Source organism: Variovorax durovernensis, assembly GCF_977011995.1.
In genome coordinates this window covers 4,148,127-4,162,411 of the sequence record NZ_CDRNCW010000001.1, presented here as the reverse complement: position 1 = coordinate 4,162,411, position 14,285 = coordinate 4,148,127, and the positions used below count along the sequence as shown (strand labels likewise).

General features: G+C 62.2%; 18 protein-coding genes and 1 tRNA gene. 15 read left to right on the top strand and 4 right to left on the bottom strand.

Annotated features, from left to right (window positions below; genetic code table 11):
- Window positions 1-7: 7 nt before the first annotated feature.
- Window positions 8-601: a peptidylprolyl isomerase gene (locus tag ACWV14_RS19805; protein WP_454903238.1), complete on the bottom strand. Its 594-nt coding sequence runs from the start codon at window positions 599-601 to the stop codon at window positions 8-10.
- 79 nt (window positions 602-680) lie between these two features.
- Window positions 681-1,268, bottom strand: a complete 588-nt coding sequence (locus ACWV14_RS19800; protein ID WP_454903237.1) for a tetratricopeptide repeat protein — start codon at window positions 1,266-1,268, stop codon at window positions 681-683.
- 189 nt (window positions 1,269-1,457) lie between these two features.
- Here ACWV14_RS19800 and cysS point away from each other — a divergent pair, with 189 nt between their 5' ends.
- The 6 genes from cysS (at window position 1,458) to ACWV14_RS19770 (ending at window position 6,933) form a co-directional block, all read left to right on the top strand.
- Window positions 1,458-2,834, top strand: a complete 1,377-nt coding sequence (gene cysS, locus ACWV14_RS19795) for a cysteine--tRNA ligase (protein WP_454903236.1) — start codon at window positions 1,458-1,460, stop codon at window positions 2,832-2,834.
- 17 nt (window positions 2,835-2,851) lie between these two features.
- Window positions 2,852-3,502 (top strand): DNA-3-methyladenine glycosylase family protein, encoded by a 651-nt coding sequence (locus ACWV14_RS19790; protein WP_454903235.1) that lies wholly within the window; start codon window positions 2,852-2,854, stop codon window positions 3,500-3,502.
- 15 nt (window positions 3,503-3,517) lie between these two features.
- Window positions 3,518-4,498 (top strand): acetyl-CoA carboxylase carboxyltransferase subunit alpha, encoded by a 981-nt coding sequence (locus ACWV14_RS19785; RefSeq protein ID WP_454903234.1) that lies wholly within the window; start codon window positions 3,518-3,520, stop codon window positions 4,496-4,498.
- A 13-nt stretch (window positions 4,499-4,511) separates the two neighbouring features.
- Window positions 4,512-5,489: a tRNA lysidine(34) synthetase TilS gene (gene tilS, locus ACWV14_RS19780; protein ID WP_454903232.1), complete on the top strand. Its 978-nt coding sequence runs from the start codon at window positions 4,512-4,514 to the stop codon at window positions 5,487-5,489.
- 55 nt (window positions 5,490-5,544) lie between these two features.
- Window positions 5,545-6,813 (top strand): aspartate kinase, encoded by a 1,269-nt coding sequence (locus ACWV14_RS19775; RefSeq protein ID WP_237680085.1) that lies wholly within the window; start codon window positions 5,545-5,547, stop codon window positions 6,811-6,813.
- Between the two features lie 27 nt (window positions 6,814-6,840).
- A tRNA-Ser gene (locus ACWV14_RS19770) sits at window positions 6,841-6,933 on the top strand.
- Here the strand turns inward: ACWV14_RS19770 and ACWV14_RS19765 are convergent.
- On the bottom strand, window positions 6,901-7,284 hold the full coding sequence (locus ACWV14_RS19765) for a hypothetical protein (RefSeq protein ID WP_454903230.1): 384 nt from the start codon (window positions 7,282-7,284) through the stop codon (window positions 6,901-6,903). The two genes, ACWV14_RS19770 and ACWV14_RS19765, sit on opposite strands and share 33 nt — an antisense overlap.
- A 417-nt stretch (window positions 7,285-7,701) precedes the next feature.
- On the opposite strand from ACWV14_RS19765, the gene ACWV14_RS19760 reads away from it, so the two are divergent.
- From ACWV14_RS19760 to ACWV14_RS19725, 8 genes are all read left to right on the top strand, one after another.
- Window positions 7,702-8,013: a cellulose synthase gene (locus tag ACWV14_RS19760; protein ID WP_454903229.1), complete on the top strand. Its 312-nt coding sequence runs from the start codon at window positions 7,702-7,704 to the stop codon at window positions 8,011-8,013.
- Window positions 8,013-8,153, top strand: coding sequence for a hypothetical protein (locus ACWV14_RS19755; RefSeq protein ID WP_454903228.1), 141 nt, complete (start codon window positions 8,013-8,015; stop codon window positions 8,151-8,153). The genes ACWV14_RS19760 and ACWV14_RS19755 overlap by 1 nt, the downstream gene beginning before the upstream one ends.
- A complete protein-coding gene (locus tag ACWV14_RS19750) occupies window positions 8,146-8,355 on the top strand; it encodes a hypothetical protein (protein ID WP_454903226.1) in 210 nt (69 codons plus the stop codon). The genes ACWV14_RS19755 and ACWV14_RS19750 overlap by 8 nt, the downstream gene beginning before the upstream one ends.
- Window position 8,356: 1 nt before the next feature.
- Window positions 8,357-8,587 (top strand): major capsid protein, encoded by a 231-nt coding sequence (locus tag ACWV14_RS19745; RefSeq protein ID WP_454903225.1) that lies wholly within the window; start codon window positions 8,357-8,359, stop codon window positions 8,585-8,587.
- 1,133 nt (window positions 8,588-9,720) lie between these two features.
- The gene (locus ACWV14_RS19740) at window positions 9,721-10,209 is read left to right on the top strand and encodes a virulence factor TspB C-terminal domain-related protein (protein WP_454903223.1); all 489 of its coding nucleotides are present in this window, start codon (window positions 9,721-9,723) and stop codon (window positions 10,207-10,209) included.
- Window position 10,210: 1 nt separating this feature from the next.
- On the top strand, window positions 10,211-10,534 hold the full coding sequence (locus ACWV14_RS19735) for a DUF2523 domain-containing protein (RefSeq protein WP_454903222.1): 324 nt from the start codon (window positions 10,211-10,213) through the stop codon (window positions 10,532-10,534).
- Window positions 10,535-10,543: 9 nt separating this feature from the next.
- Window positions 10,544-11,746, top strand: coding sequence for a zonular occludens toxin domain-containing protein (locus tag ACWV14_RS19730; RefSeq protein WP_454903221.1), 1,203 nt, complete (start codon window positions 10,544-10,546; stop codon window positions 11,744-11,746).
- A gap of 516 nt (window positions 11,747-12,262) precedes the next feature.
- On the top strand, window positions 12,263-13,159 hold the full coding sequence (locus ACWV14_RS19725; protein ID WP_454903220.1) for a rolling circle replication-associated protein: 897 nt from the start codon (window positions 12,263-12,265) through the stop codon (window positions 13,157-13,159).
- An 8-nt stretch (window positions 13,160-13,167) separates the two neighbouring features.
- Here the strand turns inward: ACWV14_RS19725 and ACWV14_RS19720 are convergent, their stop codons facing one another.
- A complete protein-coding gene (locus tag ACWV14_RS19720; protein WP_454903219.1) occupies window positions 13,168-13,569 on the bottom strand; it encodes a hypothetical protein in 402 nt (133 codons plus the stop codon).
- 88 nt (window positions 13,570-13,657) lie between these two features.
- Between ACWV14_RS19720 and ACWV14_RS19715 the strand changes: the two genes are divergently transcribed.
- Entirely contained in the window at window positions 13,658-14,272 is a 615-nt protein-coding gene (locus ACWV14_RS19715) for a recombinase family protein (protein WP_454903218.1), read from the top strand.
- The last annotated feature ends 13 nt before the right edge of the window (window positions 14,273-14,285 follow it).

The following is a 14,285-nucleotide window of genomic DNA, read 5'->3' as shown; positions in this document are numbered from 1 at the left end:
AAACGGATTACTTCGCCACCACGGTGGCGGACTTGATGGTGACGGGCTCGACAGGCACGTTCTGCATGCCGCCCTTGTTGCCGGTCTGCACGGCGCGGATCTTGTCGACCACGTCGGTGCCGGAGACGACCTTGCCGAACACGGTGTAGCCGTAGCCGTCGGGGTTGGGTGCGTTGAGCGAGTCGTTGTTCTTCACGTTGATGAAGAACTGCGAGGTGGCCGAATCGGGGTTGCCGGTGCGGGCCATGGCAATGGTGTACTTGTCGTTCTTCAGGCCGTTGCTGGCTTCCAGCGGAATGGGCGCGCGGGTGGGCTTCTGCTTCAGGTCGGCGGTGAAGCCGCCGCCCTGGATCATGAAGCCGTCGATGACGCGGTGAAACACCGTGCCGTCGTAGTGCTTGTCGTTGACGTACTGCAGGAAGTTCTCGACCGACTTCGGCGCCTTGGCGGCGTCGAGTTCGACCACGATGTCGCCGGCCGAAGTGGCGAGCTTGACGCGCGGGGAGGCGGTCTGTGCATGCCCGGCGGCGGCGAACGTGAGTGCGGCGGCCAGCACGAGGGCGCTGCGGCGGCTGAATCGGGAGAGTGCGTGGATCGTCAAGTGATGCTCCGTGTGCGGATGGGGGAGAGCGGGGGGCGCACGACGAATCGGTCGCCGTCGCGCGGGAGACCTCGCTCGCTTACTTGCTGGTGCGGCCGACCGGCTTGCGGATGACCACCGGCGCGTTGGGCAGCGCGGCAGCCTCGGCATCGGTCTTGGGCGTGAAGATCTGGCGGATCAGCGCCAGCTTGGGCGCGACGCTCGGATTGGTGCTGGCGAACTGCTGGGCGCGCACGTATTCCTGGGCCGCGAGGCGGGCGTATACGTCGCCCAGGTTCTCGTGCGCGGTGGCGTAGTTCGGGTTGAGCTTGATGGCCTGTTCGAGGGCGGAGCGCGCCTGGTCGAACTTGCTTTGCGACGCATAGAGCGCGGCGAGGTTGTTGTAGGGCTCGGACAGCTCGGGGAAGTCCTGCGTGAGCTGGGTGAAGGCGGCGATGGCCTCGTCCTGCTTGTTCTGCTCGGTGAGGATCACGCCGCGCAGGAAGCGCATCTGCGGGTCGCGCGGCTTGCCGGCGATGTAGGTGTCGGCCTTGGCGAGCGCTTCGGCCGGCTTGCCCTGGCGCAGCAGCGTGTTCACGTCGTCATACTCGTTGGCATGCGCGGCGCCCCACAGGCTGAACAGCAGGACGAAAGCAAGGGAGAGTCTGGAGAAAGCGGCGTGCTTCATGAAGCCTCGGAGTGGGAAGTGCGGGCTTGGGGAACACCCGGGAGATACTCGGCAGCAGCCGTTTATACTAGGTTGCATTGTAGCCGAGGGGCCATGTCCAACCCCTCGCGACCACAGCCCCCGTCACCCCTGAAAAACATCGTCGTTCGCCCGTGCCGCACGTGCGCGAAGCGACGTTTTCCGAATCTCATGAGTCTGCGCATCTACAACACGCTGTCGCGTGAATTGGAGGAATTCTCCCCCCTGCAACCCGGACAGGTGCGCATGTACGTTTGCGGCATGACGGTCTACGATTTCTGCCACATCGGCCACGCCCGCATGATGATGGCGTTCGACGTGGTGCAGCGCTGGCTGCGCGCCAGCGACTACGCCGTGACCTACGTGCGCAACATCACCGACATCGACGACAAGATCATCGCTCGCTCCGTGCAGCGCGGCATCACCATCCGCGAGCTGACCGACGAAGTGATCGCGGCCATGCACGAAGACATCGGCGCGCTCGGCATCGAGCCGCCCACCATCGAGCCGCGCGCCACCGAATACGTGCCGCAGATGCTCGGCATCATCGAAAAGCTGGAGCAGAAGGGCCTGGCCTACCGTTCGGACAACGGCGACGTGAACTACGCGGTGCGCAAGTTTCCGGGCTACGGCAAGCTGTCGGGCAAGTCGCTCGACGAGCTGCATGCGGGCGAGCGCGTTGCCGTGCTCGACGGCAAGCAGGATCCGCTCGACTTCGTGCTCTGGAAAGCCGCCAAGCCGACCGAGCCCGCCGACGCCAAATGGGAAAGCGCCTACGGCACCGGGCGGCCGGGCTGGCACATCGAGTGCTCGGCCATGAGCTGCGCCACGCTTGGCGAGACCTTCGACATCCACGGCGGTGGCGCCGACCTGCAGTTTCCGCATCACGAGAACGAAATTGCCCAGAGCGAAGGCGCCAACGGCAAGCCGCTGTCGCGCTTCTGGGTGCACAACGGCTTCGTGCGCGTGGACAACGAAAAGATGTCCAAGAGCCTGGGCAACTTCTTCACCATCCGCGAAGTGCTGCAGAAGTACGACGCCGAGAGCCTGCGCTTCTTCCTGGTACGCACGCATTACCGCAGCGCGCTCAACTACAGCGACGCGCACCTGGACGACGCCCGCAATTCGCTCAAGCGCCTGTACACCGCGCTCGACCTCGTCGCACCGGCTGAAGTGGCCATCGACTGGGCCCAGCCCTATGCCGCGCGCTTCAAGGCCGCCATGGACGAAGACTTCGGCACGCCCGAAGCCATTGCCGTGCTGTTCGAGCTGGCCGGCGAGGTCAACCGCACCAAGTCCGCCGAGATCGCCGGCTTGCTGAAAGCGCTGGCCGGTTCGCTGGGCCTGCTGCAGGGCGACCCGCGGGCTTTCCTGCAGGCCGGCAGCACGCTGGACGACGCGGCCATCCAGGCCCGCATTGCCGAGCGTGCCGCTGCCAAGGCGGCAAAGAACTTCGCCGAAGCCGATCGCATTCGCCAGGAACTCCTCGAGCAGGGCATCGTGCTCAAGGACTCGCCCACGGGAACCACCTGGGCGGCTGCGCAGTGAACGGTACGACGAACCCCATGCCCGCCACCAAGAAGTCCAGCGTACAGATCTATACGCCGGACTATTGGGAAGAGGCATGCAAGCACCTCTCCAGGAAAGACCGCGTCATGAAGCGGTTGATCCCCAAGTTCGGCGACGCCTGCCTGGAGTCGCGCGGCGACGCGTTCACCACGCTGGCGCGCAGCGTGGTCGGCCAGCAGATTTCGGTGAAGGCCGCGCAGACGGTCTGGGACAAGTTCGCCGCGCTGCCGCGCAAGCTGACGCCGGCCAACGTGCTCAAGCTCAAGGTCGACGACATGCGTGGTGCGGGCCTCTCGGCACGCAAGATCGAGTACCTGGTCGACCTGGCCCTGCACTTCGATTCGGGCCTGGTGCACGTCGATTCGTGGAAGGACATGTCGGACGAGCTCATCATCGAAGAGCTCGTGGCCATCCGCGGCATCGGCCGCTGGACGGCCGAGATGTTCCTCATCTTCCACCTGATGCGCCCGAACGTGCTGCCTGTAGACGACCTGGGGCTGCTCAACGGCATCAGCGTCAATTATTTTTCGGGCGATCCGGTGAGCCGCAGCGATGCCCGCGACGTCGCCGTGGCCTGGGCCCCGTATTGCAGCGTGGCGACTTGGTATATTTGGCGATCACTGGACCCGGTTCCAGTCGCATATTGAACACAGGAGAAGACGTTGGCGAAACGAACCTTCCTCGACTTCGAGCAGCCCATTGCTGAACTCGAAACAAAGATCGAAGAACTGCGCTATGTACAGACCGAATCGGCGGTCGACATTTCTGAAGAAATCGATCAGCTCGGCAAGAAAAGCCAGCAGCTCACCAAAGACATCTACAGCGACCTGACGCCCTGGCAGATCACCAAGATCGCCCGGCATCCGGAGCGCCCCTATACGCTCGACTACGTCAACGAAATCTTCACCGATTTCGTCGAGCTGCATGGCGACCGGCACTTTGCCGACGACCTGTCGATCGTGGGCGGCCTCGCGCGCTTCAATGGCGTGCCGTGCATGGTGCTGGGCCACCAGAAGGGCCGCGACACCAAGGAGCGCACGGCGCGCAACTTCGGCATGAGCAAGCCCGAGGGCTACCGCAAGGCGCTGCGCCTCATGAAGACGGCCGAGAAGTTCAAGCTGCCGGTGTTCACCTTCGTGGACACGCCAGGTGCCTACCCCGGCATCGACGCCGAGGAGCGCGGCCAGTCGGAAGCCATCGGCCGCAACATCTTCGAGATGGCGCAGCTCGAGGTGCCGATCATCGTCACCATCATCGGCGAAGGCGGTTCCGGCGGCGCGCTGGCCATTTCGGTCGGCGACCAGCTGGTGATGCTGCAGTATTCGATCTACTCGGTGATCAGCCCGGAGGGCTGCGCTTCCATCCTGTGGAAGACCAGCGACAAGGCGCAGGAAGCGGCCGATGCATTGGGCATCACCGCGCACCGCCTCAAGGCACTGGGCCTGGTCGACAAGATCGTGAACGAGCCCGTTGGCGGCGCGCACCGCGACCATCGGCAGATGGCCGCGTTCCTGAAGCGCGCGCTCAACGACGCCTTCCGCCAGGTCAGCGACCTGAAGCCGAAGGAACTGCTGGATCGCCGCTACGAGCGCCTGCAGAGCTACGGCCGTTTCAACGACACCAAGGCCGACAACGGCAGGTAACGCAGTCTCCGTCATGAACTCCGCTTTCGAACGCGCCATGGCCGCGTTCGAGCCGGCGCATTGGCCGCTGGCGGTGGGGTTCAGCGGGGGCGCCGATTCCACGGCCCTGCTGGCCGCCTGCGCGGCGCGCCGGCCGGGCGAGGTTGTTGCCTTTCACGTGCATCACGGGCTGCAGGCCGCAGCCGACGACTTCGAACAGCATTGCCGTGACGTTTGCGGGCGTCTGGCCGTACCGTTGCGCGTTCATCGCGTCGATGCACGGCATGCGCGCGGAGACAGTCCGGAAGATGCGGCCCGCCGTGCCCGCTACAGCGCGTTTGCCGAGATGGCGCGCATGGATGTGGGCGCGCCGGCTATCAAATCGATAGCGCTGGGCCACCACGCCGATGACCAGATCGAAACCCTGCTGCTGGCGCTTTCGCGCGGTGCGGGGCTTCCGGGGCTGGCCGCGATGCCGGCGCACGTGGAGCGGGGCGGGCTCGAAATCCATCGCCCGCTGCTGGGAGTGGCCGGTGCCGACATCCGTGAATGGCTGACCGGGCGCGGCCTGCCGTGGATCGAAGACTCGACCAACGGCGACGCGCGCTACACCCGCAACCGGATTCGCGCCGTGGTGCTTCCGGCGCTGGCGCAGGCTTTCCCGCAGTTCCGCGCCACCTTCGCGCGCAGCATCGGGCATGCCGCCCAGGCGCAGAAGCTGCTGGACGAGCTTGCTGCCCAAGACCTGGAGACGGTGGGCAACCCGCCGCGCATTGCGACGCTGCAGACCTTGTCGCATGCCCGGCAGGCCAATGTGCTGCGCCACTGGCTGATGCAGGCCCACGGCTGCGCGCCCAGTGCGGCGCAGCTCGACCAGTTGCTCAGCCAGGTCCGCGCCTGTACCACGCGCGGCCACCGGATCCACCTCAAGGTGGCCGCCGGATTCATCGAGCGGAAGGGCGATTTCCTGCATTGGTACAATGCCCCGCCCTCGCCGAAGACTTTGCTCTGACAGCTTGCAGGGCGCCGCCTTTCAAGCGGCCCTTTTCTTTTCTCTGATTTCACCCATGGCATTGATCGTTCACAAATACGGCGGTACGTCGATGGGCTCGACCGAGCGCATCAAGAATGTCGCCAAGCGCGTCGCCAAGTGGGCGCGCGCAGGCCACCAGATGATCGTGGTTCCGAGTGCCATGAGCGGCGAGACCAACCGCCTGCTCGGCCTGGCCAAGGAGCTGGCGCCCAGCAAACCCGGCGTGGCGCACAACCGCGAGCTCGACATGCTGGCCTCGACCGGCGAGCAGGCGTCGTCGGCGCTGCTGGCCATCGCGCTGCAGGCAGAGGGCGTCGAGTCGGTCAGCTACGCCGGCTGGCAGGTTTCTGTGCGCACCGACAACTCCTACACCAAGGCCCGCATCGAAAGCATTGACGATGCGCGCGTCATGGCCGACCTGAACGCGGGCAAGGTGGTGGTCATCACCGGCTTCCAGGGCGTGGACGACGACGGCAACATCACCACGCTCGGCCGTGGCGGCAGCGACACCTCGGCCGTGGCCATCGCCGCGGCCATGAAGGCGAACGAATGCCTGATCTATACCGACGTCGACGGCGTCTACACGACCGACCCGCGCGTCGAGCCCGACGCACGCCGCCTGACGACCGTGAGCTTCGAGGAAATGCTCGAAATGGCGAGCCTGGGCTCCAAGGTGCTGCAAATCCGCTCGGTGGAATTCGCCGGCAAGTACAAGGTGCCGCTGCGTGTGCTTTCGAGCTTCACGCCCTGGGACATCGACATCAATGAAGAGGCCAAGTCCGGCACGCTGATCACTTTCGAGGAAGACGAAAACATGGAACAAGCCGTCGTATCCGGCATCGCATTCAACCGCGACGAAGCCAAGATCTCGGTGCTCGGCGTGCCCGACAAGCCCGGCATCGCGTATCACATCCTCGGTGCCGTGGCAGACGCCAACATCGAAGTCGACGTGATCATCCAGAACCTGAGCAAGGACGGCAAGACCGACTTCAGCTTCACCGTGCATCGCAACGAATACGCGAAGACGGTCGACCTGCTGCAGTCGAAGGTCATGCCCTCGCTGGGCGCGACCGAAATCGTCGGTGACACCAAGATCTGCAAGGTCAGCATCGTGGGCATCGGCATGCGCAGCCACGTGGGCGTCGCAAGCAAGATGTTCCGCGTGCTGAGCGAAGAGGGCATCAACATCCAGATGATCTCGACCAGCGAAATCAAGACCTCGGTCGTGATCGACGAAAAATATATGGAACTTGCGGTGCGCGCACTGCATAAAGCGTTCGATCTGGATCAACCGAGCGCCTAAGTAATGGCATAATCGTGGCTTCTTTCAGGAACTGTGACCGAGTGGCCGAAGGTGCTCCCCTGCTAAGGGAGTATGGGGTGTAGAGCCTCATCGAGGGTTCGAATCCCTCCGGTTCCGCCAAGTTGATGAAGCCCCGTTGATCGCTGTATCGACGGGGCTTTTTTCATTGCTCTCGGGAAACGCTGCAAGCATGGCTTTGAAGCCATCTGCGGCTTTTTTTTCGTCCGCGTTTTCGGACAGTTCGAGGTCTTCAGCCATCGCTGCAATGAAGGCCCGTGTGGGGTCTTCGCCCAGCACAGCGCGCAGCTTGCCCCTCACTCTCCAGTTACAGGGGCGCTTCCCTTGTTTCATCTGTATCAGCGTCGGTGCCGTCGTGTCTAAGAGGGCAGCGAGCTTGACCTGACTGCCAGCTACGGCGGCTGCTGCCTCGATAAGCTTGGCGACGGTAAGGGGTGTTGCAAGTTGCGACATGGTCGTGTAGGCTCTGGGTATTGCAGTTTGCGATAGGTTGCAGATTGCTCATTCTAGAGGCCCATATGCGCGATCAAACAGACAGCCGCACTCACCCGCTTCCTCTCGGTAGGCCTGCCTATCCGATCCTCGACACGTGGCGCCCATACGTCGTGTGGCACGGCGCTCGGTTCATCGGCGTCTATTGGGCTCCGGACGCCCGGCGCGCCGCTTCGGACGCGCGCGCTGAGGCCGCTTCCTTCGGCCTTGTTTCCCTGCGTGGGGCGCGCCTGACTGTCGAACTTCACGCTGCGGCCGCACTGCCCGGCGTAGAGGCTGCTCGCGTTGCCTAACTGGCTGAGTCGCCCGCTCGAAGCGCGCTTTCGCCGCGCGTTTCCGGCAGTCGATTTGGCTGCGTCTTCTCAGGACGAACACACCATGCAATCCATCCTCGAAATTCTCGTTATCAACACCAAGACCGGTAAGTCGAAAAAGACCGGCAACGACTACAGCATCCCCGAAGCGCAGTGCGTGCTGCGCAACGACGACCAGTCCGTTGCGGCGGTCGGCGTGCTGGTCATCCCGAAGCACCTGGAAGATCAGGCCAAGCCGGGCCTGTTCACGGGCTCTTTCGCTCTCGAAGCCGCGACGTTCGGTGAGAACCAAGGCCGCATCGTCGCGAAGCTCGTGGGCCTCACGCCGCTGCCGCCGAGCGCGCTGCGCCGTCAACCTGCTGCCCCTGCTGCGTGATGCTGGTCTTCGCCTTCATCGTCGGCGCTTTCGCTGGTGGCGTGTTGGTGGCCTGTGCTGAGGCCCATGCATGCGCCGCTGAGCGCATCTACCGCGCGCGGTATCGCGATCACAGCAAGGTGCCGTCGATCCATGGCTGATCCAACGGTCATCGAATGCACGGGGGCCTGCACGGTCACCGTGGTTCACGAATTGTCTCTGCCCGTGCTCCAACTGGAGCCCGAACAGGGCGCACAAATCGCCGCAGCAATTGTTGGCGTATGGGCGGTCGGCTGGTGCATTCGGCAGCTGGTCAAGCTCCTTCAATCCTCCGATGTGTCTTCGAAAGAAAGTGAGTCCTGAAATGGGAAATCGTCTCGTGAGTTCGCTGCGTGGCAAGGCCGTGGCCGTTGCTGCTCTCGCCGTCGCTGCCGCGTCGTCGGCTTCGGCTGCGGTCATCGACGTGTCCGACGTCGTGACTGGTATCAAGGAATACACCGGCACCACCAGTCCGATCGTGTTGATCGGTGCCGCTGTGCTGCTGGTCGTCGTGGCTGTCAAGGCCATCGGCTGGGTGCGTAGCGCGCTGAAGTGATCGTTTCCCCGGGATTGATCACCCCGGGGGCTTCTTCAAAGGGCTCGCGTCGAGTCCTTCGCAGAGGGGAACAGCGTGGGAATTTTCATCATCATCGCGGTCTTGGGGGCGACATGGCTCATTTTCTCCGCCTGATGTTCTGCGGGTTGTTGTGTCTGGCGGGCACTGCTGGTGCTGTGGTCCCTACGGTTGCTTCTTGGGGGTACTCCAACCCTGGCTATGGCGCTAGTGGTCCCCTGGTGGGTAGCGGGTTTTCCACGGCGGTTGCTGCTTGCCAAGACTTCATTGCGAAGAGCAATCCTTGGCGCAGTTCGCCTGTTTTCTTTCGTGATGTGCTCGGCATGGCGTGTCGGTTGGATCGACCCGCTGGCACGTTCTATGAGTCGCAGCAGTTGACGACTGCCCAAGTCTGCCCCGCTAATAGCGCGTTGGTTGGTGGTCAGTGTCAGTGCAGCGATGGCTATATCGAGGATTCAACAAAGACCTCGTGCGTGTTGCCTCCTGATCCGTGTGCTGCCTTGGCTGGTCAGGATGCTGGTGACTGGGTGAGAGACAAAGGGGTTAACGCCGCTGGTACAGGGCCGGTGTCGCGTTCTTGGAGCGTGTGCAATGCCTACAGTTCTACCGCGGGTGGCAAGTGTGTAGTCACGGTGTCAAACGCGACCTGCGATGAGGTTGGGTTTGGCACGGACGTTGGCCCTGGGCAAGGCTTCTTTCGGTGCGTGGGCAGGGGCATCTATACGGGGACATCAGCGATCTCTGGCAAGTGTGATCCGACTTCTGCTGGTAAGGGCACGGGTGACAGTCCTGTCGATCCGTCGCCGGCCACTCCTCCTGTTCCGGGTAGTGACCCGCCGAAGGCTCCGACTCCTAAGCCTCCTGATGGTTTGCCCGCTCCTGCGCCGTGTCCAGCTGGTCAGGCCCCTGGTACCGTCAATGGCACGACTGCGTGCTATCCAACTGGTTCGGATACGCCCAAAGCTGGCGGCAAGGATAGCTCTACAAACAACTCCGATGGTTCGAAGGAAACCAAGCACGAAGAGACCACGTGCAATGCGGGTGGCTCTAAGTGCTCCACCGATACGACTACGTGTAAGACTGCGGCAGGGGCAACCACTTCGACGTGCAGCACGGTGACCACGACGGATACCGCGCAGGGCACTTGCCAAAAGAGTCCCGGCAATTCTGTGTGCGCTGGCGGTAACGGTTCACCCGGCTCGTCGTTCGGAGGTAACTGCAAAGCAGGATTTAAGGCCGTTGGTGAGGATCCTGTGCTCAATGCAATAGCGCAGGAGCAGTACAAGCGCAATTGCGAGCTGTTCGAGAGCGACACGGAGGAGCGGCAGGGCTACGAGGCTGACAAGGCCAAAACAAAGTCCGGCACGGATCGGACTGGTGAGCTTTCTGAGGGCAGTAAGCGCACCGTCTCGATTGGTCCGTCGAGCTTCGATGGCAGTAGCGCCATAGGTAGCTCGCAGTGCATCACGGATCGGACGATCTCGATGAGCGGTTACTCGATCACGCTGCCGTTTTCTCGCATCTGTCAGTACCTCGAATACATCGGCACGTTGCTGATGGTCGTGTCGTATCTGACGGCTGCTCGTATCGTCGTGAGAGGTTGATATGCCCGCATTTCTCCCCTGGATCATTGCCGGCCTTTTGGGCGGCCTTCGTTATGTTGCTGGGTCGATGGCACTCCAGGTGCTCGTCGGCCTCGGTATTGGCTTGGTGACTTACACCGGCATGGATATCAGCCTTGACTATCTGAAGCAGCAGGCCTTGCAGCAGATTGGCGGCTTGCCTGCTGATCTGATCGGCTTGATGGGCTACCTCAAGATCGGCAACTGCATCAACATCATCACCAGTGCGATGGTGGCTCGCATGACGATGACGATGGTGCGTACAGCCTCTGGCGCGCTGGCGGTGAAGCGCTTCCTGAAGCTCTGAGGGCGCGGCATGTTCTACCTTCGCACCGGTGGAAACGGCTCCGGCAAAACGCTGTTCACGCTTCAGGATGTTCGGAATCTCCAAGTGGAGACTGGTCGGCCCGTGTGCTTCAACATCCGGCCCGCTAATGATCCGGAGAAGCCGAACAAGCCCTACTGCAATCTCAAGCCTGAGACCATCGCAGAGTTTGGTTGGAAGCCGATCCGTTTCGAGGATTGGGAGAAGCAAGAAAAGGGCACGATCTTCTTGATCGATGAGTGTCACTACGATCTGCCGACACGACCCGCCAGCCAAAAGCCGCCTCCGCATATCGCACGTTTGACCGAACATCGGTCAGCTGGCTTCGATTTCTTTTTGCTCACCCAGCATCCAAAGAACATCGATAGCTTCGTGCGGAACCTCGTGCAGGCTCCTGGCTGGCACCAGCACGTTAAGCGCTTGGCTGGCGCTGCGCCCGTGTCGAACTTCGTGCAGTGGGATGCTGTTGAACTTCAGTGCGAGAAATTCGGGTCAGGGAAGAACGCGCAGATAAAGCCACGGCCCTTTCCAAGGGAGGTGTACGGCTGGTATGACTCGGCGTACCTGCACACTGGCAAGGTTCGCATTCCGCGGCAGGTTGTGGTGTTGGCCATCTGCATCGTCGCGATTCCTACGCTGTTCTATTTCGGTTTTTCAAAGGCTTTCAGCGGTGGCGCGGCGGCTAAGGCTGTAGAGGCATCGGGTGGCACTGGGGTTGCTGGTCAGGGCACGTCGACGGTAAGGCCAAAGACCGCAACGGAGTACATCGTGAGCTATAGGCCGCGCATTCCGGACCTGATGCATACGGCACCGGCCTACGATGAGTTGACCAAGCCAAAGCGCGTGCCCGTGCCTGCGGCGTGCGTCGAAATGAAGTCGGTCGGCTGCAAGTGCTACACGCAGGATGCGACGCCGTACCCTGTCGGCTTGGACATGTGCCGCCAGTTGGTCGCACACGGTGCCTTCCTGGCATTCCAGCCCGAAGGCGAGCGGGCGAACCCGACGCAGGTGCAGCCTGTGAAGGCCGCAGATTCGCAGCAGGCGGGGCTACAGCAGCCTTCTGGCCTCACGTTGATAGGTGGGGGTATCCCGACTGCTCCGGGGCCTTTGTTGCCTCCTTCTGCCTCTCCTGGTCCGCAGTCGCGTGTGCAGCCCGGGTCGAAGTGGTCGTTTCAACCGGGCGGCGGAGAGTGATCCAAGGTTTGGATTTGATGCCCTTACTCGAGCATGTGGGTATTACGTGCCCCTGCGCCAGCGCTCGCGCTACTGCAAAGCAAAGCCGCCGAAGCCCTTGTGGCGTAGGCGTCTCGTCTCTGGTGCTGTGTGGGTTACGTGCCCCTGCCGTGTCTCTGGCCGGCCACTCAAGCGCCCGCGGCTGCGGGCTCCTGTCGGTGGGTTGTGTGGCTGCTGGTCAAGGGGCACGCGCGGAGCCGGCCGCAGGACCAGCACGGAGTGCGGGCCAAGGCCGCGCGCAGCGCGGCCTTAATTTATTAAAAGAACACATTACGACCGGCACCTGCAAACAGCAGCGGTCAAGGTGCAAACCGTAGGTTGAGAGTCAGGCCCGAAGGGCCAAAAGAAAGTCCCGGCGTAGCTGGCAGGCCACCCGGGACAGATACCGCAACATTGTTCAAGGGATGCGATATGAGCGCGATGGTAAAGCACAGGGGCATTTGGTGCGAGAAGATTCAAGATGGCGTGAAGGTGCGCATGCAGACCTTCGACAACGGCCAGCGCGAGACGCTGATACAGCCGCGCTACCTCTTTGTCCCCACGGTCGACAGCGACAACCCGGATTGCTGGGTCGATGAGGTCGACCAGTCCGGCACCCTCCTGGAACAGCAGCAGCTTGAGGAGCGCGCCAAGCGAGCCCGCTGGAAGTCCGGCCAGCGTGCTAAGCGCAATTGCCGTTGGAAGATCAAGCAAGCTGGCTTCAACGAGATGCTGACCCTCACCTACCGGGCGAATCAGCAGGATCTCGCGCTGTGCCGGAGGCATTTCGCTGCGTGGCTGCGCAAGATGCGCCGGGCCATTCCTGGCTTCCGTGGCGTCTGGGGTTTCGAGCGGCAAAAGCGCGGCGCGTGGCATGTGCACGTGGCCTGTGACCGGCTCCCCGTGCTGATGCAGTTCAGGGGCGCGAAGGTGCTGAGCTGGAAGGTCGGCACGGCCCTTTGGCGCGACGTGGTGGGGGCAGACAACGGCCTGTGCTTCGTAGGTGGGAAGGATGGCCGTTTCAACCGCTATAGGAGCCCAGCAAAGATCGCGGGCTACGTGTCGAAGTACCTCACCAAGGACCACGAGAACGGCGAGTTCGGATCGCGCATGTGGGACAGCACGCGGGGGCTGACGCCTCCCCCGGCGATGACGCTGCACTTCCCCGGTGTGTCCATGGCCGATGCCATCGGCATGTCGTTCGAGCTGCCGCAGGGTCACGTCGTTGTGCAGCACCTGTGCAACAAGCTCAACACGATGTGGATGCTCTACAGCGAGCCCGATCCACTCGTGAAACGCACTACCGAGGCGGTGATGGTCGATGCTGCTGCGCAGCGTTATGCGGAGTTCGCCAAGCTGGCCGTCGAGCGTGGTTTCGCATGCCGCTCTGTGTGAGCTTGGCGCTATTGAAGTCGGCAGTTGTTTGCGCGGAGCTGCGCTCGTATGGCGATGGTTCGCTTTTGATCTTGATTAACAGTGTCTACGGGTTGCCAGTAGCCCCTGCTGTAGCGGCCTTCGATCTCGTTGAGTTCGTTGATCAGCCTGCCGCATTGTTGGTCTTGTCCTGCTGCGGTTGCCGTCGAGGTCGTTGCGCCCGCGTTGCGATTCATGTTTCGTTGAGCTTGCTCTACCTGTTGGTCGAACGGCACGTCGGCAACAGTCTCGATTCTGTCGATGAAGGCGTTTCGGCTGCTGCATGTTCCGTTGGTCCAAAACGTTGAACCGTTGTATGCCTTGCAGAGGTAAATGGTGGCTGCATTGCATTGGGCGGCGGCCAGTAGAGCAATTGCAAGTAGGGGCTTCATCTTGTCGCTGGGTGTAAGTGGCGGCAAAACGATAGCACGGCAGGGGTGCCGGGTGTCAGCGTGCTGGCTGGCGTCGGTTTGCGGCTCAATGCATTACGGCATTCAGCGTTTTACATTGGGGGTATCGATGCTTGTTGGGTATGCGCGAGTTTCGACTCGCGAGCAGGAAACGCACTTGCAAATAGATGCGTTAAAAGCCGCCGGTGCTGAGGTCATCTTTCAGGAAAAGACGTCTAGCGTTGGTCAGCGTGTCGAACTGAGGCGTTGTTTGCAGTCGCTGCGTCCAGGCGACGTCTTCATGATTTACAAGCTCGATCGGGTAGCCCGATCGCTGCCTGATCTGCTGTCCATCCTTGAGGAAATTCGGCTTGCTGGCGCGCTGGTGAAAAGTCTCACCGAGCCGCTGGATACCACTACTGCGATGGGCTCGTTTGTGATTCAGATTCTGGGCGCCGTCGCCCAGTTGGAGCGGGGGATCATCCGAGAGCGCTCAATCGCAGGTCAGCGTGCGGCTCGGGATCGTGGTGTGTTGGTTGGGAGAGGGCGCGCGCTGGCGTCAGATGATGAGGCCGAAGTCGTGCGGTTGTACGCTGCCGGTGAACATACGATGCACGCTCTTGCTGTGATGTTCGAGGTCTCTGATTCCGTCGTGAAGCGCGCGGTGTATCGAGCCAAGAAACCCGGTCATTCGAGCTTGAAGTAGGTTCGAAAACTTC